This window comes from Allobosea sp. RIT-PG3_2 (assembly GCF_057321085.1).
Genome location: NZ_JBXWCA010000002.1, coordinates 127292 through 148333 on the forward strand (window position 1 = coordinate 127292; position 21042 = coordinate 148333).

The following is a 21042-nucleotide window of genomic DNA, read 5'->3' on the forward strand; positions in this document are numbered from 1 at the left end:
GCGAAGAGCCCGGAACCCATAACCGCAGTTTGGCATGACGAGGCGGCTTGTTCCGCAGGCTTTTCCTGAAGCACCCGCGGATATGGGTTCCGGGCTCGGCCCTGCGGGCCGTCCCGGAATGACGGTGAGGTTCTTCAGCCGCCGAAGAGCCGCTCGAAGAAGTTGCGCTCCTGCGGAGCGGGCCTGACCCAGGCGCGATCCGAACTCGCGGGCTGGACCGGCGCCGGAGCGCCGGCGTCGGCCACCGGCGCGCCATCCCCGAAGATCGTCTTCGGCGCGCCCTGCCAGAAGCCTCCCGGCAGCGGGACGGGCTGGGCGCCGGCATGGGCGGCCTTCATGTACTTGCCCCAGATCTCGGCCGGGAGGCCTGCACCCGTGACGCGCTTCATGGTCGAGTTGTCGTCGTTGCCGACCCAGACGGCCGTGACGAGGCGCCCGGTGAAGCCGACGAACCAGGCGTCGCGATAATCCTGGGTGGTGCCGGACTTGCCGCCGACCTCCCAACCCGCGAGGTTGACCTTGCTGCCGGTGCCGCCGGTCATCACGCCATGGAACATGGTGTTCATCATCGACAGCGTCTGCGGCTGGATCACCGGGCCGAAATTATTCGCCTTGCGGGCATAGACGACCTTGCCGCTGGTCGAGCGGACCTCGCGGATGACATAGGGCAGCACCGACTGGCCGCCATTGGCGAAGCTGGCATAGGCCGCGGTCATCTCCAGCGGCGTCACCTCGGATGTGCCGAGCGCCAGGGACGGGTTCGGCTGCAGCGGAGAGGTGACGCCGAGGCGCTGGGCCGTGCGGATCACCTCGCGCGGCGTGACCTCCTGGATCAGCCGCGCGACGACCGTGTTGAGCGAATGGGCGAAGGCGGTCTGCAGCGTCACCGGGCCGCGGAAGGTGCGCGAATAGTTTTCCGGCTCCCAGCCCTTGATCGAGACCGGCGAGTCGTCGCGGATCGTGTCCGGCGTCATGCCCTTCTCGATCGCGGTCAGGTAGACGAAGGGCTTGAAGGACGAGCCCGGCTGGCGATGCGCGGCGGTGGCGCGGTTGAACTGGCTCTTGGTGTAGTCGCGCCCGCCGATCAGGGCCCGGATCGCGCCGTCCGGAGCGAGCGAAACCACCGCTCCCTGCGAAACGTTGAGCTTCGACCCTTGAGCCGAGAGCGCATCGACCAGGATCGTTTCGGCCGAGCCCTGCAGCTTGGTATCGATCGTGGTGAGCACGGTGACGTCGCCCTCGACGGCGCCGATGAAGTCGTCAAGGACATCCATCACGTAATCGGCGGCATAGTTGACCGAGCCGGCGCCGACCCGCTCTGGCACCTCGGCGGGCGCGGTGAGCGCGCCCTTGGCCGCCGCCTGCGAGATGAAGCCCTGGTCGGCCATGGCAGCGACGACGAGCTGGGCCCGCTTCTCGGCGAGGTCGGGATTGCGATTGGGCGCGAGGCGCGATGGCGCCTGGACGAGGCCGGCCAGCATAGCGGCCTCCGCGATCGTCACCGAGCGCGCCGACTTGTTGAAATAGCGCTGCGCCGCAGCCTCGACGCCATAGGCGCCGGAGCCGAAATAGACGCGGTTCAGATAGAGCTCGAGGATCTGGTCCTTGGTGTAAGTGCGCTCCAGCCAGAGCGCCAGGATCGCCTCCTGGATCTTGCGGGCCGCCGTGCGCTCCTGCGTCAGGAAGAGGTTCTTGGCGAGCTGCTGCGTCAGCGTCGAGCCGCCCTGGGCGACGCCGCGCCCGCGCAGATTGGTGACGAGCGCGCGGCTGATGCCGATCGGGTCAATGCCGAAATGGTCGTAGAAGCGCCGATCCTCGATCGCGACGAAGGCCTTCGGCAGATAGGGCGGGATCTCGCCGATGGTGATGGTGCGCCCGCCGGTCTCGCCGCGATTGGCGAGCAGAGAGCCGTCGGCCGCGAGGATCGCGATGTTCGGCGGCCGCTTCGGCACGGTGAGCTGGTCGATCGGCGGCAGCTGCGAGGCGTGATAGGCGATGAAGCCGCCGAGCCCGATGGCGCACCACAGGCCGAGCACCATCGTCCAGTAGAACAGGCCGCCCAGCAGCGAGCGGCGCCGGCGTCCACGACGCTTGCCGCCGCCTCCGCCCCCGCTGCGCTTGTTGCGCACCGGCTGACTGCGCGGCTGCGGGCGTGCCGCGGCGCGGTGACGGTGTAGTGGGCGGTCGTCGTCGGAAACGCGCATGTCAAAATCGTCGCGGCTTTCGCCGCTCTCATGATCGAAGGACGGCTCGCGCCGCTCGCCTCGTTTGATCCGGTCGTTCATCCCTGTCCCGTTCCGGCCGACATGCCGCCTGCAATGCGGTCAGGTCACACAGGATTCAAACATGGCGCTTTTAAGGGGTGGTTAAGCGTGCACCGCGACGTTGAGGACACAGCCGTCGCGAGATCGTGATCAAACTTGCAAATGCGCAAACGAAAACGTCATCAAACGGGATATTGCGCAAAATCGAACCGCTCGCCTACAAGCACATCGTCACGCTCGATCGCTCAGCTACTCCGGTTGTCGAAGCCGTTTCAACACTCGTTCGATCCCTTCCATAAAGAGGCACAGCATGCAGTCGCTCAACCGCTACGCGCCGTATTTCCTTGGCGTCCTGCGTATCGTCACCGCGCTGATCTTCATCGCTCACGGCACGCAGAAGCTGTTCGGCTTCCCCGTGCTGCCGCCCAACGGCTCCCTGCCGCCAGCCTTCACCATGTACTGGTACGCAGGCGTGCTCGAGCTGGTCGGCGGCCTTCTGGTCCTGGTCGGCTTCCAGACCCGCATCGCCGCCTTCGTCCTCTCGGGGCAGATGGCTTTCGCCTATTGGATGGGCCACGCGCCGAAGAGCTTCTACCCCGTCGCAAACGGCGGCGACGCGGCGATCCTGTACTGCTTCGTCTTCCTCTATCTCCTCTTCGCCGGCGCCGGCGCCTTCGCGATCGACAAGGACAGCCGCGCCTGACGGCCCGCTGATCCGACCGAAAACGAAAAGGCCCGCTTCCTCACGGAAGCGGGCCTTTTTCTGTCTTTAATCCACACCGATCAGACGGCGGCGGAAATCCAGCGCGAGAGATCGCTCTTCGGCGCCGCGCCGACCTTTTGCGAAGCGAGCTTGCCGTCCTTGAACAGCATCAGCGTCGGGATCGAGCGGATGCCGAACTGGGCCGGGATCTGCTGATTCTCGTCGACGTTCATCTTGACGATCTTGACCTTGCCGTTGAGCTCGGTCGCGATTTCCTCGAGCGCCGGGCCGATCATGCGGCAGGGACCGCACCATTCCGCCCAGAAATCCACGACGACCGGCTCGGAGGACTTGAGGACATCGGCCTCGAAGCTCTGATCGGTTACCTTGCTCGTTGCCATGACTGGCCGCCTTTCGGTTTCAATGGGCGGCAATGCCACCCTTCGCCAGCGAAGCTATGAACGCCCGCCTCTCCGGTCAAGGCGCGTGCGCCGCAGGGCAGAGGCGAGGCCGACGCGTCACGAGCCGCCTGAAACCAGGCCGGCCCCGACATTGATCGCCATCGCCAGGATCGAGGTATTGAAGACGAAGGCGAGGATCGAATGCAGCAGCACGACCGCCCGCGCTTCGCGCGTCGTCACCCCGACGTCCGAGGTCTGCGATGTGCAGCCGATCGTGTACGAGAAATACAGGAAATCGACATAGTTGGGATCGGTTTCGCCGGGAAAATCGAGGCAGGGCTCCTTTTTGCCGCCGCGGTAGTAGACGCCGGCATAGTGCAGCGTGAAGAAGGCGTGCAGCAGCGTCCATGAACACAGGATCGTGACGCCCCCGAGCGCGAGATGCAGGCCGCGATCGGGCGCCGGCACCGACCCGATGCCGGTGAGCTGCAGCACGATGGCGACCAGGCTCGTGCTCGCCGCCAGGCAGGAGATGATCAGGATGGCGAAGGCGCCCTCGTCCTGCCGCTCGGCCCGCGCCCGGATCTGATCGACCGACTCGGAGAACATGGTCGAGGCCAACAGGCCGAGATAGAGGATCGCGCCGACATCCCAGGCGATCAGCAGCCGCGTCGCCCAGCGCCAGTCGCCGGGCAGCACGGCTGCCAGGCCCACGCCAGCCCCCAGGGCCGCCAGAAGGCGGGGGCGCAGCAGCAGGGATGGCAAGAGCTTCATGATCGGGACGATCCGCCGGGGGTGCTCACGCTACCGCCCGGCGCGGCGCCTGCCAAGGCGAGGAGCGCCGCGTCGAGCTGCACCGCGTCGGGTTCGAAATGAACGAGGTTCGCGGTGTAGACCACCAGCGTGCGGATCGCGCATCCGGGATAGATCGCCCGCATCAGCGCGGCATATGCGGCGAGCTGCGCCAGCGTTCCTACCGGGATCGAATCGGCACGCTCGGGCGGCCGGGCGGTCGTCTTGAAATCGGCGATGATGACGCTGTCCGGGGTGACGGCGAGCCGGTCGATCCGTCCGGAAATAGCTCGCGACGTGCCGTCAGGCAGCTGGATGGCACCGGCGACGGGGACCTCCGCCAGCGCGCCTTCGGCGAAGAGTTCGGAAAGGCCGGGTGCGTCCAGCAGGGCCAGAGCTTCGGCGACGATGCGCGCCCGCCGTTCCGATGACAGCGCGCCGCCGCGCGCATCCGCGAGCGCCTCGGCCGTTTCAACGCGGCGCTCGGCAGGGACATCGGGCAGGAGCTGCAGCAGGAGATGCGCCAGCCGGCCGGCAGCCGCTGCTTCCGCCAGGAACGGCCCGTCACCCGGCCGCTCCTCGCCGTCCGCGGCGGACAGAGCATTCGACGGTTTCAGCGGCGGGGCGGGCTCGGCCTCGCGGATGACGGGCTTCGCCAGCCAATCCGGGCGAAGCGGGAGTGGCTCGGCCGGCCGCTCCTCGATATCGGGCGACGGCTGGGGCGGCGTCACGGCGAAGCGCAGGATCGCCTCCTCGCCCTCGCCGATTTCGACCAGGCTCGGCTCTGACTGCGCCAGGCCTTCCGTAATCATCGCATACCAGCTTCCGGCCGGCGACTCGCCCTTGGGCTGCGTGCCGCAGACGATCAGGCGGTCCTCGGCGCGGGTCATCGCGACATAGAGCAGGCGGTGATGCTCCTCGACCATCTGGTCTACGACGAGAGCCTTGGCCGCAGCCGTCGCCTGCGTGTCCTCGGCGCTCGCCGGAGGCCAGATCGGCACGAGGCTGTTGCGTGGCGTGGACACCGCCAGGATCTTCGGCAGGCGCTTGGCGCCGGGCTCGACGCCGAGATCGGCGAGGATGACGACCTTCGCCTCCAGACCTTTCGAGCCATGGACCGTCATGACGCGGACCTCGCCGGCGCTGGCCGAGAGATCGCGCTTCACGTCGGCGGCGCTGCCGGTGACGTGCTGGAGGAACCCCGCCAGCGAGGGGCCGTAGCGGCGCTCATGGTCGAGCGCCGCATTGAGGAAGGCATCGAGCGCATCGCCGGACTCCGCGCCCAGCCGGGCGAGCGCGAGATTGCGCCCGCCGCCTGGGCCGAGCAGACCGGCGAAGAAGCGGAACGGCCCGCAGCGCCCCGCCTCTCGCGTCCACTCGGTCAGCTTTGCCTCGGCCGCGGCGTAGCGCGGCTCGCGAGCAGCCTCCTCCTGCAAGGCTGTGCGCAGCGAACCCTGGCGACCGGGCGCAAGGTGGAGGAGATCGTCGTCGTTCAGGTCGATGAGCGGCGTCTTCAGCGCCGTGGCCAGCGTCAGATCGTCGTCCGGCAAAAGCAGCGTGCGGCCGAGCACGACGAGGTCCTCCACCGCCGGATGCTCGGCGAGCGTCAGCCGGTCGCGGCCGGTGACGGGGACGCCCGCATCCTTCAGCGCCTTGACGATCGCCTCGAACAGGGCACCGCGCTGGCGCAGCAGGATCATCACGTCGCCTGCGGAGAAGGGATTGCCGCGATCGTCGCGGCGGTTGCGATGCCAGCGTTGCAGGGTGCGCGCGATGCGCTCGGCGAGCTTGACCGTGCCGCTGCGCCGCTCGGGCGCATCGACCGGCGTGGTCCAGGCGTCCGGCGGCTCGCCGGTATCGTTGGCCGCGATCGGCCAGATATCGACCGTGCCGGGCGCGCTGCGGCGGACCGTGTCGTGCATCTCGGGACGCGCCGCCCCATCGAAGACGAGGCCGCGCGCATGGGTGGGCAAGGCGAAGACGGCATCGACAGCCTGCATGATGTCCGGCGCCGAGCGGAAGGAGGTGTTGAGGCTGATCGCCTCGAAATCCAGCTGGGCGGCCTCGATCCGCTTTTCCAGCGCGCGGCGCTCCTCGCCGAAGGCGGCGGGCGCGGCGCCTTGGAAGCCGTAGATCGACTGCTTCTCGTCGCCGACGACGAAGATGGTGCGGGGCTTCGCGCGGAGATCGCCGCCGCTGGTGAACTCCTCGGCGAGCTTGCGCAGGATCGCCCATTGCGCCTCGCCGGTGTCCTGCGCCTCGTCGAGCAGGATGTGATCGATGCCGGCGTCGAGCTTGTAGAGCACCCAAGCGGCCTCGACCCGCTCCAGCAGCGAGCGCGTCCGCGCGATCAGATCGTCATAGTCGAGCAGCGAGCGCAGGCTCTTCTGGCGCTGATAGGAGGCGAGCATGCGCGTCACCAGCAAGGCGAGCGCCGCGCTGCGGTCTCGGATCGCCACGGCGTTGATCGCGTCGGCTGCCGTCAGCAGGCAGACGGCGAGCGCTTCCAGCGTCGCGAGCAGCGTGCCGTCGAACTCCGATTTGCCCTTGCCACGGATGTTGGCGTTGATCGCGCCGGCCTCGGTGATGAAGCCGCGCCGGCAGAAGGCGATGGGGTCGCCATCATCCTGCCCGGCGAGCAGCGTGCGCAGATTGGCGGCCACGGTCTGGCGCGTTGCGCTGCCGGCGTGGAGCGCCTCGATCAGGGTCTGGAGGCCGGGCAGGGCGGACAATTCGGCGCGAAAGACCCGCCTGATCGTATCGGCTTCGAGGTCCGGCGCAATGCCGAGGAAGGCGGAGATGCCGGCCAGCATCTCCCGCGGATCGCGGGCGCGGCCGTTCTCGTCGCTGAACAGGGCGCGCTGGCGCAGCGCCTCCTGCACCATGGTTTCGAACGAGTCCTGCGCGGCAAGCTGCGCCAGCAAGTCGAGCGCCTTCGCCTCGGCTCCGCCGGGGTTCGCCGCAACGAGCGCCAGCAGCTCGCGGCGCGCCTCGCGCAGCATCTCGGCCTGGGCGAGATCGTCCGCGACCTCGAAGCGCGGCGGCACATTCGCCTCGAAGGGCGCCGCCTGCAGCACGCGGGTGCAGAAGGCGTGGATCGTCTCGATGCGCAGGCCGCCCGGCGTCTCCAGCGCCTCGGCGAAGAGGCGGCGCGCCTTGGCCCGCTCGGCAGCGGCAGGGGCGCGGCCGGTCAGATTGGTCAGCTCCTTCGCAAGGGCAGCCTCATCCAGCGTCGCCCAGGCGCTCAGCGCCTTGAAGATGCGGTTCGCCATGTTGGCTGCCGCCGCCTTGGTATAGGTGATGCAGAGCATCCGGCTCGGAGCCACACCATCCAGCAGCAGCCTCAGCACGCGGTTGACCAGCACATGGGTCTTGCCCGAGCCGGCATTGGCCGAGACCCAGGCGGAAAGACCGGGATCGGCGGCCAGCGCCTGGCGCTGGTTGGTCAGCGACGGGACGATCCAGCCCGGCTTCACGCCTCGCCTCCTTCGTCACCACCCGGCGCGGCGGACCATTCCTTGACCCGGGCGAGATGGTCGTAGGGGCTGGCATAGCGGATGTAGTCGGGCGCGCGCCGCGAAACGAAGGCCTCGCGTCCTGAGCGCAGCGCGTCGAGATGCCCGAGCAGGTTTTCGAGATGGCGGGCTGCGACATCGGCCAGGGTCTCGTCGCCGAAATCGAGCGGCTTGTCCTTGGTCCAACCTTTCGGATCGTGGTGGAGCTTCATGTAGATGACAGCCTCGACCGGCGTCGGCCCGGTGAGACCCTCGAAGCCGGAACGCGCCGCTAGCTCGGCTTCCAGCGTCAATTGCGGCGCGAAACCCTTCTCGACCTGAGCCTTGCTCGGCGGCGCGCCGGTCTTGAAATCGACGATGCGCAGAGCGGGCTCACGCGTCAGCTCGATCCTGTCGGCTCGGCCGCTCAGGCGAAAGCTGCTGCCGTCGGCGAGCGTGAAGCTTGCGCCGGTGAAAAGCTCGACGCCGATGCGTGCGATACCGCCGCGCCGGCGCTCCTCCCAGCGGATGTAGTGTCCGGCCGTGAGCAGGAAGCGCGGCCACCAGAAGGCGCGCACCTCCGGCACATCGTCATAATCCCTGAACAGCCTGTCGCCGATGGCGATCAATTGCCCGAGCGCATCTGCCGGCATTTGCTCGGGATAGGTCCTGGTGAAGCTTTCGACGATGTTGTGCAGCAGCCGGCCGCGATCCTGCGCGGTCGGGTCCTCGATCAGCCCATCGAGCGCGTCGAGCTTCAGGATCTTGCGGGCGTGGATCTGATAGGGGTCGCGGTAGAGCGTCTCGACCTCGGTGACGCTGAGCAAGAGCGGCTGCAGCGCGCGCGGCGGGCGTGGCGCCGGGCGGGCGATCGGCTTCACGTCGGCGGGAGCGCTCAGCAAGGCAGCAAGCCCACGCAGGCGCTTGCCTTCATCGAGCGCCGCGCTCCAGACCGCCTTCGGCGTCACCGCCTGCAAGCGCTGCCAGAAGCGCGAGGCGATGGTTTCGGCCTCGCCGACCTTGCGGGGCCGCGTCAGCGTCACCTGCGGGGCCATCAGCGCCTGGGTGAAATCATGCGCCGTCTGGCCGACGCGGCGTTCCGGCGGCGACAGGCCGAGCTCGGCGCGCATCGGCCGGTTGATGAAGGAATCGGTGGTGGTCTGCGGCGGCCACACCGCCTCGTTGAGGCCGCCCAGCACGACATGATCCGCTTCGAGCAGGCGCGCTTCGAGCAGGCCCCAGATCGCGACGCGGGGATGGCCCGGCGTCGCGCGCTTGACCGCCCGCTCGGCCAGCAGCCCGTCGAGGATCGCGACGAAATCCTGCGGCCGCCCACCGGGCGGCATGACGGCCTCGGCACCGGCGAGCTCGTCGAACAGCCCGGCCAGCGTCTCGCCATCCGGTCCGAGGAAGGCGAGTGGAGTGCCAGCCTCCGTCATGCCGACCGCCGTCACCGCCTTGCGCGCGGCCATGACGACCGACGCCAATGACGGCTGGTCGAGAAAGAGCGCTTCGAGCAACGGCGCGCAGGCGGTTTCCAGCGCATGGAGCACCACGGTCGCGGCGGCCGCGTCCTCTGCCGTCAGCCGCTTGCGCGGACGGGGAACATGTCCCCGCTCGCGCAGCTCATCCCATTGACCGAGCGCGACATGCAGGCCCGCCAGGCCCCGTCCGACCGCGTTGCCGCGCCAGCAGCCGATTTCCAACGCAGCAGCGCCGCGCGCCAGCGTCTCACGGGAGAGGCCTAGCCGGCAGAGCGGGTGAGCGAAGAGCGGAACGAGCGATGCAGGCGTCATCTGCCCCAGCGCCGCCTCCAGGATCAACCGCAGCAGCGAGCCGGCCGGCCAGCGTGCCAGCGGCATGCCGGCGGAATCGTCGACCTCGACGCCCCAGCGCGCCAGCTCGACGGCGACGCGCTCGGCAAGGCCGCGATCCGGCGTGACGAGCGCGGCCCGCGCCTGCGGCCGCTCCAGCGTCTCGCGGAGCGCGATGGCGACAGTGAGAGCTTCCTCACGCTCGTCGGCCGTCTCGACGATGCGCAGACCGGCGAAACCGGCTGCCGCATCGCCGGCTGCGATGCGCTGATCGAGGCTGGCCCAAAGCTCGGTGACGGAGGCCGGCAGCATCGCTTCGCGGAGAAGGTCTCCCCTCGCATTGCGGGCGGCATCGGGCGCCGCCAGCTCCCGCACGTCGTCGCGCTCGGCACCGAGCGTCTCCATCAGGTGGTGCAGCGCCGCCTGCGGGTGCGAAGGCGCGGGCTCGCCGGCGATGGCGTTCCAGGCGCGCTCGTCCAATCCGAGATCGATGCCGGGCAGCACGACCGCCCCGTTCGGCAGGCGGGCGATGGCCGAGAGCAGCCGCGCCGTCGCCGGGACGGTGCCGGTCGAGCCGGCGGCGATGATCGGCCCCCTCGCCCCGCCGGCCAGCAACCGCTCGCGCTCGGCCGCCAGCATGCGGTTGCGGAATTCGGCCGGATCGATCGCGCCCTGGTCGGCGAGGATCTGCGGCCAGGCATCGCCGAGGATGGCGAGGAAGCTGGCATTGAGCTGCCAGACCTTGTCGAAGCGGGCCGCATCGAGCGCCGCCAGCTTCTCGACCGGCACGTCTTCGGTCTGCAGCTGGTCGAGCAAGGCGGCGAGATCGCCGGCGAGGCCATAGGCTTCCGCCAGCGTCGCCGGCACCAGCGACGGCTCGCCGGGGTCGAGCCTGAGATGGCTGCGGTTGGCGCTGCGGCCCCAGGCATCGACCAGCCGTGTCAGCAGCATGCGGCGCTTGAGCGGATCGATCGGGGCGACGCGCCCGCCCGCCCAGGCGCCGGAGCCGATCAGCGCCGTCTCGGCTTCGTCGACATCGCCCAGCGGCACGATGCGCGGCAGCAGCAACGGCTTGCCGCCGAGCTTCTCGGCCAGGATCGTGGTGAAGGCGCGGGCGGCGCGGCGCGTCGGCAGAAAGAGCGTGGCCCGCGCCATCGCTGCCGGATCGGCCGGGTCGTGGATCGGCCCGAGCCGCCCATCGAGCATCGCCTGCGCCAGCACGTCGAGAAAGGGCGCTCCGGCGGGGATGCTGAAGAGATTGAGCTCAGGCATCGACCGTTTGCGCGGCGAAGGCGGCCTCGGCCGGCGCGATCGCGTCGGGCGTGCCGACATGCAGCCAGCGCCCCTCCAGCCGCTCGCCGAACAGCCGGCCACGAGCAATGGCACGGTCGAAGAGCAGGTTGAGCGAGAAGGGACCGTCCGGCGTATCGGCGAAGAGCTCCGACTTCAGGATGGCGACGCCGGCATAGACCCAGGGCGCACTCGCTGCACTGCCGCGCCGGGCGAGGCGGCCGTCATCGCCCAGGAAGAAATCGCCGGCGCCGTCGAAGCCAATGCTGGTCTCGCGATCGGCGAGCAGGAGAAGCATGTCCATCCGCTCGGGCTCCCAGGCTTCCACCATCGCCTGCATGGCGGGCCGCCCAGTCTCGCGCCAGAGCGCGTCGGAGTTGACGTGGAAGAACGGTGCGGCGCCGAGCAGCGGCAGCGCCTTCTTCACCCCGCCGCCGGTCTCCAGCAATTCGGCGCGCTCGTCCGAGATGGTGATGCGTGGCTGGCTACGGTCAGCGAGACGGGCTTCGACCTGCCAGGCGAGGTGGTGGACGTTGACCACGGCTTCCTCGACACCGGCATGGGACAGCCGGTCGAGCATATGGTCGAGCATCGCCTTGCCGCCGATCTGCACCAGCGGCTTCGGCAGCGTGTCGGTGATGGGGCGCATGCGCTGCCCGAGCCCGGCCGCCAGCACCATCGCCCGGCGGATCGGAGGCGAAGCGGTTGAAGTCACGCGAATCTCCGTATCGATCGGCTTGAGGTTAGTCCGCCGCTTCGGTCTCGAACAGCTTCGGCATGTGCGCCTGATACCAGACCTTCAGCTCTTCCAGGGCCGGATGCTCGAGATTGCGGCGCAGATAGGCCTCGATACGCGGCAGATGCTTGAGATAGCCGGGCTTGCCGTCGCGCTTGTCGAGGCGCGCGAAGATGCCGGCGATCTTGGTGTTGCGCTGGGCACCGAGGATCGCATAGGCGCGGGCGAAAGCCGCGAGGTCAAAATCCGGCGTATCGGCACGTCGGGCCGAACCGTAGGCGGCGAGCAGCCTAAGCTCAAGCGAAGCCGGCACGTCGATGCGTGCATCCTGGCCGAGCGCGGCGAGGTCGTAGGCCGGGTGGCCGAGCACCGCGTCCTGGAAGTCGATCAGGCCGAGCCTGGCGTGGCCCTCACGCTGCTCCAGCCAGATCAGGTTGGGCGAGTGGACATCGCGCAGCGTCCAGGTGCTGGGCTGGGCGAGGATCTCGTCGAACAGCCTGCTCCAGATCCGGGCGAACTCGGCCTGCGTCACCGCCGGCAGCGTGACGCCGGCGATATGCGGCGCATACCATTCGAGGATCAGCTCGGTCTCGATCGCGAGCGCCTGCCTATCGTATGGGGGGATCGAATGATCGCGACCCTCCGCGACGGGCAGGATCGTCGGCAAGGTATGGCGATGGAGATCGGCGAGGAGCCGCGCCGCCGCCTCGTAGCGCTCGGCGATCGGCTGGCGATCGGCATCGATCACGCCCTCGCTGCCGAGGTCCTCGATGATGAGCAGGCCGGCCGTCAGATCCTCGGCGAGGATATCCGGCGCCGAATAGCCGAGCGAGCGCAGCCCGCGATCCATCGCGACGAAGGCGTCGACGCTCTCGGCGAGATGGGCGAGCGCGCTGTAGGGCTTGCCGAGGCGGATCGGCGGGCCGTCCGGGCGCTGCGGCGAGATCATCAGCACCGCCGTCTCGCCGTTCGGCCGCGTCAATCGCTCATAGGCGCGCGTCGAGGCGTCGCCGAGCATGAAATCGCGCCGCGCCTCGCCCCAGCCGGCATTGTCGATCAGGCGGCGCGAGGCCACCGCGATGGCCAGGCGCTGCTTCCAGAGCACGCCACCGGACAGATCGGCGATGCGGCCCGTCTCGGGATTGTCGGGATCGACGTCGAGCACGATGTCGAGCCGGCGGCCGGCAGGGAGGCGCGTGCCGGCCCGGTCCGGCCATTCGACCAGGGTGATCAGGCGCTCGACATCCTCGATCAGCCCGATGTCGTCGAGCTCGTCCGGCGAGCGGACCCGGTAGAGATCGGCATGGAGCACCGTGCCGCGCAGCGTGTCGTAGCTCTGGACCAGGGTGAAGGTCGGACTCGGCGCCTCGAGCGCGGGGTCGTCCGCGAGTTCGCGCAGGATGGCGCGCGCGAACAGCGACTTGCCGGAGCCGAGATGGCCGGAAAGCGCGACGATGTCGCCGGGCTTGAGGTTGGCGGCGATATCGGCGGCGAGGCGGATCGTCGCCGCTTCGTCCGCCAGCATGAGCCGGTGCGAACCGGCCTTGCGGGCTTCTTCGGTCATTCGGCAGCGTCCGAGAGCGACACGCCCTGCGCCGGGAAGACGGCGATGACGCGGGTGCCTTTCCCCGGCGTGGAATCGAGCTCGACATGGCCGCCATGGAGCTCGACGATTGAACGGACGATCGACAGCCCGAGGCCGACGCCGCGATGGCTGGAGCCAAGCGAATGGCTCTCGAAGCGCTCGAACACCTTCTCCTTGACCTCGGCGGGGATGCCGCGGCCCTGATCGGCGACGGTGATGCGGATGTCGCTGCCCTGCCGTGCCGCGGTCACGGTGACGGTCTGGCCGGCCGACGAGAAGCCGATCGCATTGGAAAGCAGGTTGAACAGCACCTGGCGCAGGCGCTTGCCATCGGCACGCAGCGGGCCGGTGCGCGGGTCGATCTCGACCTTCAGTTCGAGCTTGCTGTCGGTCAGCCGGTCATGCAGCCCTGCCGCCGCCTGGGCGATGGTGTCGGCGACGTCGACATCCTGGATCTCGAGCGTGAGCGCGCCATTGTCGATGGTCGCGAGGTCGAGAATGTCGTTGATGATGGCGAGCAGCGCGCCCGAGGAGCGCACGATATGGGCGGAATAATCGCGCTGTTTCTCGTTGAGCGGGCCGACCGTCTCGGTGCCCAGAAGCTGCGCGAAGCCGATGATGTTGGTGAGGGGAGAGCGCAGCTCGTAGGAGACGTGGTGGACGAAATCCTCGCGCAGCCGCGAGACCTTCTCCAGCGCGTCGTTCTTCTCGGTCAGCGCCCGCTCGACATTCACGCTGGCGGTGACGTCGGCGAAGGAGATCAGGGTCGCGCCGTCCGGCAGCGGCGCGGCAGCCATGTCGAGCACGGTGCCGTCGCGGCGCTCCATCCGGCAGCGATAATCCTCGCGCGCATCGCGCACGCCGGTGACGACGCTGTGCAATTCGCTCCACACGTCTTCCTGCGGGAAGAGCGGCCGGCAGAGCCGGATGACCTCGTCGATATGCGGCGCGCTGGCCGCGAGATCGCCGCCCTGAATGCGCCAGGACTGGGCGAAGGCCGGGTTGGAGAGCTTGAGCCGCCCGTCCGAGCCGAACACGGCAACGCCCTCGCGCAGCGAATCGAGGGTCTCGCGTTGAGTGCGGGAGAGCGCGTTGAAGCGGGATTCGAGCGTGAAGCGCTCGGTGACGTCGTCGTAGAGATAGGTGACGCCGCCCTGCGGATTGGGGCTGGCGACGACATGGACGGTGCGCCCGTCCGGCAGATACCACCAGTCCTCGCTGGCGCGTGTCGCGGTGTAGCCCGCCTGCGCGGCCGCCTTCCAGCTGCGGTAATCGCCGAGTTCCGGCAATCGCCGCTCGGAGCGCAGCCGGTCGAGGATCTCGCCATCGGTCGGCAGGGCGTCCAGGAAGCCCGATTCCAGCGACCAGAGCGTGTCGAAGCCGGAGTTGCGATAGACGAGGCGCTGCGAGCCGTCGAACACGGCGACCGCCGTCTTGAGGCGGTCGAGCGTGCGGACATGGGCGTCCATCTGGCGCTGGAGATCAGCCCTCACCGCCTCCAATTCGCTCATATCGGTAGCAAAGCCGGCAAAGCCCGTTGCGACCGGCAATTCGATGATATCGAGGGTCCGGCGCTGGCCGGCGACCACCGCGGGCGCCCGCACCGCGAAGGCATTGCCATCCCGCCTTGCGCGCGAAGCCGTTTCGCGCTCGGCCCGGTCGAGCAATTCCAGCCCACCCTTCGCCGCCGTCGTCGCGTCGGTAGCCTCGACCGCCTGGGCATAGGCGGCATTCACCCAAGTCAGGCGGCCATCGGCATTGCGCATCCAGGCCGGGTGCGGCAGCCCCGCGAGCAGATGGGCGAGAGCCGCGTGATCGGCCGTGACGCGCTCCAGCTCGCCACGCAGCGTCATGACCTGCGCCCGCTCACCCGTGACCTCGCGGAAGCGGATCACCGCACGGCCGGCGACGGGCCGGCCCTCGAGATCGATGAAGGGGCCACCCTTGCTGCGCAGCGTGAAGCTGAAAGCCTCGCCGCGCTCCTTCAGCGCGTCAGTCGCGAGTTCCAGCCGCTTGGCGTCGGCAGGCGCGGCCCAGCTGCCATAAGCGAGGGCGAGCGCTGCCCCGGGCGCGCCGAGAAAGCCGCTATCGCCTTCGAAGACGGGCTGCGCGTCGCGGCCATTCCAGCTCACCACGACCTGGGGATCGGCCGCGAGCAGGATCGAGAGGCGTTCCTGATGGCTGCGGGCAGCCTCGAGGTCGGCCGCCAGCTTGGCTTCGCGCTTCTGCCAGCGCGTCCGTTCGCGCACATAGACGAGCGAGGTGGTCGTGGCGAAGACCGTAAGGCCGGCGAGAATGAGGGACAGCGCGCCCGTGTTCATGATGTCGACCCGTATCGGCGCCAGCCACTGATCCTGCGCCAGAACGGGCGTGGCCGAAGCAGTCAGGGCAGGCAGCCATGCGTGCGGATTCCAGCCGCTTCCCCGCCCCTGTCGCCTCGACCGTCTCATCCTGCGCCCATCATCTCTCGGCAGGTATCCCCGCCCTGTCCACGAGGCTCGTCGGAATCGGCCTGGAGAGCCGGCGAGAATCGCCGTCTCCTGGGGGCCGATGCACGCTCGCCACCACGCCAATCACATCAGAGCTTTCGACCCGGTCGCACCATGGCGGAAGCCCGAATCAGTCCCACTCTAATCATCGCTGGAGTCCGTCAGGAAGTGCTTAATCGCCGGTAAACGGAGAGATTTTGAGGCGGCACTCGGCCGTCATCGAAAAATATCAAGAGGTAGATTCATTGGGTCGCCGACATACAATTAGTAGCGTCCCGCCAAGTGAATCAGCAAAAGCACAGCCATAAAAAAAGGCCCGGCGAGAGCCGGGCCTTGGCAACATCGCGCCTTGGCGCGTGTCAGTAGCGGTAGTGCTCGGGCTTGAACGGGCCGGACTGCGGCACGCCGATGTATTTCGCCTGGGCGTCGTTGAGCTTTGTCAGCTTGGCGCCGACCTTGTCGAGGTGGAGCGCCGCGACCTTCTCGTCGAGGTGCTTCGGCAGGGTGTAGACGTTGTTCTCGTACTTGGCGTGGTGGTTCCACAGCTCGATCTGCGCGAGCGTCTGGTTCGAGAACGAGCAGGACATCACGAAGGACGGATGGCCCGTGGCGTTGCCGAGGTTCACGAGGCGACCTTCCGAGAGCAGGATGATGCGCTTGCCGTCCGGGAACTCGATCTCGTCGACCTGCGGCTTGACGTTGTCCCACTTGAAGTTCTTCAGGCCGGCGACCTGAATCTCCGAGTCGAAGTGGCCGATGTTGCAGACGATGGCGCGGTGCTTCATCGCGCGCATGTGGTCGACGGTGATGACGTCGAGGTTGCCGGTGGCGGTGCAGAAGATGTCGCCGCGCGGGGCAGCGTCTTCCATCGTCACGACCTCATAGCCTTCCATCGCGGCCTGCAGGGCGCAGATCGGATCGACCTCGGTGACGAGGACGCGGCAGCCGGCCTGGCGCAGCGAGGCGGCCGAGCCCTTGCCGACGTCGCCATAGCCGGCGACGACCGCGACCTTGCCCGACATCATGACGTCGGTGCCGCGGCGGATGGCGTCGACCAGCGACTCGCGGCAGCCATAGAGGTTGTCGAACTTAGACTTGGTGACGCTGTCGTTGACGTTGATCGCCGGGAACGGCAGGCGGCTGGCCTTGGCGAGCTCGTAGAGGCGGTGCACGCCGGTGGTGGTCTCCTCGGAGACGCCCTTGATCGCGGCGCGGGTCTTGGTGAACCAGCCCGGATTGGCCTTGAGCTGGCGCTTGATCAGCGCGAAGAAGATCGTCTCTTCCTCATTGCCCGGCTTGTCGAGGAAGGCGGCGTTGCCGGCTTCGGCCTCGGCGCCGAGGATGATCAGCATGGTCAGATCGCCGCCGTCGTCGAGGATCATGTTCGGCGTGCCGCCGTCACCCCAGGTCGCGGTCTTCAGCACGTACTCCCAGTACTCCTCCAGCGTCTCGCCCTTGATGGCGAAGACGGGGGTTCCGGTCGCGGCGATCGCGGCGGCGGCGTGGTCCTGGGTCGAGAAGATGTTGCAGGAGGACCAGCGGACGTCGGCGCCGAGTTCCTTCAGCGTCTCGATCAGCACGGCGGTCTGGATGGTCATGTGCAGGCAGCCGGCGATCCGGGCGCCCTTGAGCGGGGCCTTGCCCTTGTTCTCGGCACGGACGGCCATCAGGCCCGGCATCTCGTCCTGGGCCATGTTGATTTCCTTGCGGCCATAATCCGCAAGCGCGATGTCCTTGACGACGTAATCCGACACGGGGGAGCTCCAATCCTGCCACCTGAAACGTGGGCGGTTCTCTAGCAGCGACCGGAGCGGAAGGCAATCAAAGATATAAAGATGTCTTTATATCAATCTTCGCGAAGGTTCAGGCCGCGCTGAGATGCGACAGGTCGGCGTCCTTCGCCAGATGCTCGGACGCATCGAGAATCTCGACACCAACGATGCGCCCCGCATCGTCGAAGTCGAAAACGATGCCCGGCCGCACTTCCTCGCTTTCAACGATCTTGCTTTCGGCAAACCGCACATAAAGCGCATCGACCTGCGCGTCATAGGTCGTTCTCATCTGCCGCGACCTCGATCGAGAAACATCGTGATGATGCGAAAATGGGTATCGGTTCGCCGGTATACCACACGCAACACGCGCCCGTCGCGCTCTGGCAAGGTCCGGAATGCTCTGGTGACTTCGGGATTGCGGAGATCGGGCTCGACCTGATCCGGTTCAAGCACGGTGAGCTCCACCCACGCGCGTTCGATGGAGCGTTCCGCCATCATGGCCAGGGCATGGTTGGTGAACTCGAAAGCTGCGCCCGTCGCAGCTCGCGTCATTCGCCTTCGCCGAACCTGTCGGCGATCAAGGCCGCAAGCGCGTCGAGGGCCGGCTTCGCCTCCGTGCCCTTGGCGACGATGGTGATCGTCGAGCCGATGCCGGCACCGAGCGTCAGGACGCCCATGATCGAGGTTGCGCCTACGGTCTCGCCGCAGCGGCTCACCGTGATGTCGGCATCGAAGCGGGCGGCGCATTGCACGAATTTCGCCGTGGCGCGGGCGTGCAGACCCTTCTTGTTGACGATCTCGAATTCGCCGTAGAGGGCCCCGGCGGGAATCTCGACTTCGGGGCAGTCACAATCCTCGTCCAAGCCGCCCTCCCCGATCGCGCCCGCTTACTTGCCGGCCAGCACGCGGCTGGCGACCGTGATGTATTTCCGGCCCGCATCCTGCGCACTGGTCACCGCCTCGTCGAGGGTCTTCTCCTCGCGCACGCTGGCCAGCTTGATCAGCATCGGCAGGTTGACGCCGGCGACCACATCGACGCGGCCGGGCTCCATCACCGAAATCGCCAGATTGGAGGGCGTGCCGCCGAACATGTCGGTCAGGATGACGACGCCGCTGCCGTTCTCGACCTGCTCGACGGCGGCGATGATGTCGCGGCGGCGGCTCTCCATGTCGTCATCGGGAGCGATGGCAATGGTCGCCAGCTGCGCCTGAGGGCCGACGACGTGTTCGAGCGCGGCGCGGAATTCCGTCGCCAGATGCCCATGAGTCACAAGGACCAGTCCGATCATTCAATCCAGCACCGGAGAGCGCCCATCGGCGCCCGGACAAGGTCGCGGTTTATGCGGCAGGTGCGAGATAATCGCAAGGTGCCAGCCGTTAAACTTGTCAAAATCGCGGCTACGGGCCGGGCTCTGTGAATAAGTCGAGAGCCGCGAGCACAAGCCGCTCGTCACCTGTGCGTCCAAAGACCCGCAGCCGCGGCAGGTCGATGCCGACGAGATTGTCGACCAGTTCTTCCGGCTCCGGCATGCGCGCGGGCTCCTCGCCGATCAGGTCGACGAGCAACCTGACCACAGCCGCTCCGGTGAAAGGCTCCGGCGTCAGGCCGAGGCCGCGCCGCTCGACGATACCCTCGAGCGGTGCGACCGGGCGGGCAAGCAATCGGCCACCGCCCGCGGCAAGCGCCACGCGGTCGTCGGCGACCAGCCGCGCGAAGCGGCCGGACTGGCTGGCGAGGCCGACAAGGGCCAGAGCCACGGAGGACTTGCCGCTGCCGGAAGCGCCACGGATCAGCACGCCAGCCTCGCCGATCGCGACCACGGTCGCGTGGACCCGACGGCCGGCATTCGATCCCGAGCCCACGGATGTCTCAGGCGGCATGCGTATAGGCCGCTGGCAGGCAGACGATGAAGCGGGCGCCGATCCGGGGTGCCTCGCCATCCGGTCCAACCGGCCCGAGCCGGTTTTCCGCCCGGATGGAGCCGCGATGGGCCTCGATGATCTGCCGCGAGATCGAGAGGCCGAGGCCGGAATTCTGGCCGAAACCCTCATTCGGGCGATCGGTGTAGAAGCGCTCGAAGATGCGCTCCAGGGCATGCGGCTCGATGCCCGGTCCCTCATCCTCGATCGTGACGAGCACGTCGTTGGCGACGCGGGAGAGCACGACGCGCACGGGCTTGTCCGGCGGCGAGAACGAGCGGGCGTTGTCGATGAGATTGACCATGACCTGGCCGAGCCGCGAATCATGGCCGAGCACGACGAAGGAATCGCCGCCCGGGCGCTGGCTGCGCCGATCACTGGTCAGCTCGATCCTGGCCTGCGCTTCGCGGCGGGTCTCGTTCTGGATCGTCACCACCGCTTCCAGGACCTGGGCGACATCGACCGGCGCGGAATCGTTGCGGGCGAGCTCGGCATCGAGGCGCGAAGCGTCGGAGATGTCGGAGATCAGCCGGTCGAGCCGGCGCACATCATGCTGGATCACCGAGAGCAGGCGCGAACGCGAATCCTCCGTCTTGGCACGCGGCAGGGTCTCGACGGCGCTGCGCAGGGAGGTCAACGGGTTCTTCAATTCATGCGCGACATCGGCGGCGAAGCTCTCGATCGCCTCGATGCGGCTGTAGAGCGCCTTGGTCATGTCGCGCAGCGTGCCGGAGAGGTGGCCGATCTCGTCGTGACGGCTGCTGAAATCAGGGATCTGCTCGCGCGACTTGACGCCGCGGCGCACGCGCTGGGCCGCGTCGGCCAGCTTGCGGATCGGCTCCGCGATGGTGCCGGCGAGCAGGACCGAGAGCACGATCATCACGCCTGCCGCCACCGCGAAGACCTGGAAGATCGCGAAGCGCTCGGAGGCGATGACCGCGTCGATGTCGCCGCCCTGCGTCGAGAGCAGCAGCGCGCCCTTGATCGTCCGGAAGCGCTGCACCGGCACGGCGACCGAGACGATGGTCTGGCCACGCGTGTTGACGCGCACGACGCTTGCCGGGGCGCCGTTCAGGGCGCGGGCGACCTCGGGATAGGACTTGCCGTTGGCGTTCTCGAAATCGTCATAGGTCGGGACATCGGCCTTGCCGAGCCGGTTGCGCAGCATGTTCCAGGTGCGCTCCAGCAGCGGCGGCTCGTCGGGCTCGCCGACGCGCGGCAGGTCGAGGCGCAGCACGTCGCCGCGCGAATAGAGGCTGCGCGAGTCGATGGTGAGCAGCCCGTCCTTGTCGTAGACCCGCGCGCGGGTCTTGGTCGGCGTCACCAGCCGGCGGAGCAGCGGCGCGACCTTCTCCGGGTTGATCGAGAAATCGAGCGGATCCTCGGCGATGCCGGCGCTCTCGCCGGCCTGGAGCTGCAGCAGCTTGTCGGGATCGATGGCGATCGAGTCGATCTCGACGGTGGCGGAGGAGGCGATCGCGCCGGCGATGATCTCGCCCTGGGTCAGCAGGCTCTGGACGCGGGCCTCGATCAGGCCCTCACGGAACTGGTTGAGATAGAGGAAGCCGAGCAGCAGCGCGACGAGGCCGCCGAGATTGAGGACGAGGATGCGCCGGGTCAGGCTCGAGGCGGCCCGCGCCGAGACCGCGCGCGCCATGCGCCGCCACGCCAGACCGAAGCGGCGGCGCATCGCCCCGCGCCAGCCGGCGGCGGGCGATGACGCACGAGCCTCGTTGTCGACGGTTGCCATGGCTGCGGCTTGCTTCCCGCTCGAGAGCTGTC

16 protein-coding genes are annotated in these 21042 nt (G+C 68.2%); 1 reads left to right on the forward strand and 15 read right to left on the reverse strand.

The features are described 5' to 3' along the window. Positions 1-134: 134 nt before the first annotated feature. The gene (locus tag AC2FAN_RS06415; protein WP_265051696.1) at positions 135-2285 is read right to left on the reverse strand and encodes a transglycosylase domain-containing protein; all 2151 of its coding nucleotides are present in this window, start codon (positions 2283-2285) and stop codon (positions 135-137) included. A 289-nt stretch (positions 2286-2574) separates the two neighbouring features. On the opposite strand from AC2FAN_RS06415, the gene AC2FAN_RS06420 reads away from it, so the two are divergent. Next, entirely contained in the window at positions 2575-2967 is a 393-nt protein-coding gene (locus AC2FAN_RS06420; RefSeq protein ID WP_485173136.1) for a DoxX family protein, read from the forward strand. Between the two features lie 80 nt (positions 2968-3047). Here the strand turns inward: AC2FAN_RS06420 and trxA are convergent, their stop codons facing one another. The 14 genes from trxA to AC2FAN_RS06490 all read right to left on the reverse strand — a co-directional run bounded on the left by trxA (position 3048) and on the right by AC2FAN_RS06490 (position 21010). Further along, positions 3048-3368 carry a thioredoxin gene (gene trxA / locus AC2FAN_RS06425; RefSeq protein WP_038366779.1) on the reverse strand — a complete coding sequence of 107 codons (321 nt, stop codon included), beginning with the start codon at positions 3366-3368 and terminating at the stop codon, positions 3048-3050. A 117-nt stretch (positions 3369-3485) separates the two neighbouring features. Continuing rightward, positions 3486-4142 (reverse strand): DUF1345 domain-containing protein, encoded by a 657-nt coding sequence (locus AC2FAN_RS06430; protein WP_265051694.1) that lies wholly within the window; start codon positions 4140-4142, stop codon positions 3486-3488. Beyond that, positions 4139-7636, reverse strand: coding sequence for a double-strand break repair helicase AddA (gene addA, locus AC2FAN_RS06435; protein WP_485173137.1), 3498 nt, complete (start codon positions 7634-7636; stop codon positions 4139-4141). The genes AC2FAN_RS06430 and addA overlap by 4 nt, the downstream gene beginning before the upstream one ends. Further along, on the reverse strand, positions 7633-10740 hold the full coding sequence (gene addB, locus AC2FAN_RS06440; protein WP_485173138.1) for a double-strand break repair protein AddB: 3108 nt from the start codon (positions 10738-10740) through the stop codon (positions 7633-7635). Before addB ends, addA begins: the two co-directional genes overlap by 4 nt. Then, on the reverse strand, positions 10733-11473 hold the full coding sequence (locus AC2FAN_RS06445; RefSeq protein WP_485173139.1) for a nucleotidyltransferase family protein: 741 nt from the start codon (positions 11471-11473) through the stop codon (positions 10733-10735). The genes addB and AC2FAN_RS06445 overlap by 8 nt, the downstream gene beginning before the upstream one ends. Before the next feature lie 28 nt (positions 11474-11501). After that, positions 11502-13058 carry a tRNA (adenosine(37)-N6)-threonylcarbamoyltransferase complex ATPase subunit type 1 TsaE gene (gene tsaE / locus AC2FAN_RS06450; protein ID WP_485173140.1) on the reverse strand — a complete coding sequence of 519 codons (1557 nt, stop codon included), beginning with the start codon at positions 13056-13058 and terminating at the stop codon, positions 11502-11504. Next, positions 13055-15400 (reverse strand): sensor histidine kinase, encoded by a 2346-nt coding sequence (locus AC2FAN_RS06455; RefSeq protein WP_265051689.1) that lies wholly within the window; start codon positions 15398-15400, stop codon positions 13055-13057. Before AC2FAN_RS06455 ends, tsaE begins: the two co-directional genes overlap by 4 nt. Positions 15401-15927: 527 nt before the next feature. Next, positions 15928-17322: an adenosylhomocysteinase gene (ahcY, locus tag AC2FAN_RS06460; protein ID WP_265051688.1), complete on the reverse strand. Its 1395-nt coding sequence runs from the start codon at positions 17320-17322 to the stop codon at positions 15928-15930. A gap of 109 nt (positions 17323-17431) precedes the next feature. Further along, positions 17432-17629 (reverse strand): DUF2283 domain-containing protein, encoded by a 198-nt coding sequence (locus AC2FAN_RS06465; RefSeq protein WP_265051687.1) that lies wholly within the window; start codon positions 17627-17629, stop codon positions 17432-17434. Then, positions 17626-17892, reverse strand: a complete 267-nt coding sequence (locus tag AC2FAN_RS06470; protein WP_265051686.1) for a DUF4258 domain-containing protein — start codon at positions 17890-17892, stop codon at positions 17626-17628. Before AC2FAN_RS06470 ends, AC2FAN_RS06465 begins: the two co-directional genes overlap by 4 nt. Next, on the reverse strand, positions 17889-18203 hold the full coding sequence (locus tag AC2FAN_RS06475) for an HPr family phosphocarrier protein (RefSeq protein WP_442864887.1): 315 nt from the start codon (positions 18201-18203) through the stop codon (positions 17889-17891). The genes AC2FAN_RS06470 and AC2FAN_RS06475 overlap by 4 nt, the downstream gene beginning before the upstream one ends. Positions 18204-18227: 24 nt before the next feature. Beyond that, on the reverse strand, positions 18228-18629 hold the full coding sequence (locus AC2FAN_RS06480) for a PTS sugar transporter subunit IIA (RefSeq protein ID WP_265051685.1): 402 nt from the start codon (positions 18627-18629) through the stop codon (positions 18228-18230). A gap of 109 nt (positions 18630-18738) precedes the next feature. Then, entirely contained in the window at positions 18739-19203 is a 465-nt protein-coding gene (locus AC2FAN_RS06485) for an HPr kinase/phosphorylase (RefSeq protein ID WP_485173141.1), read from the reverse strand. A gap of 7 nt (positions 19204-19210) precedes the next feature. After that, on the reverse strand, positions 19211-21010 hold the full coding sequence (locus AC2FAN_RS06490) for a stimulus-sensing domain-containing protein (RefSeq protein ID WP_442864886.1): 1800 nt from the start codon (positions 21008-21010) through the stop codon (positions 19211-19213). Positions 21011-21042 lie beyond the last annotated feature (32 nt).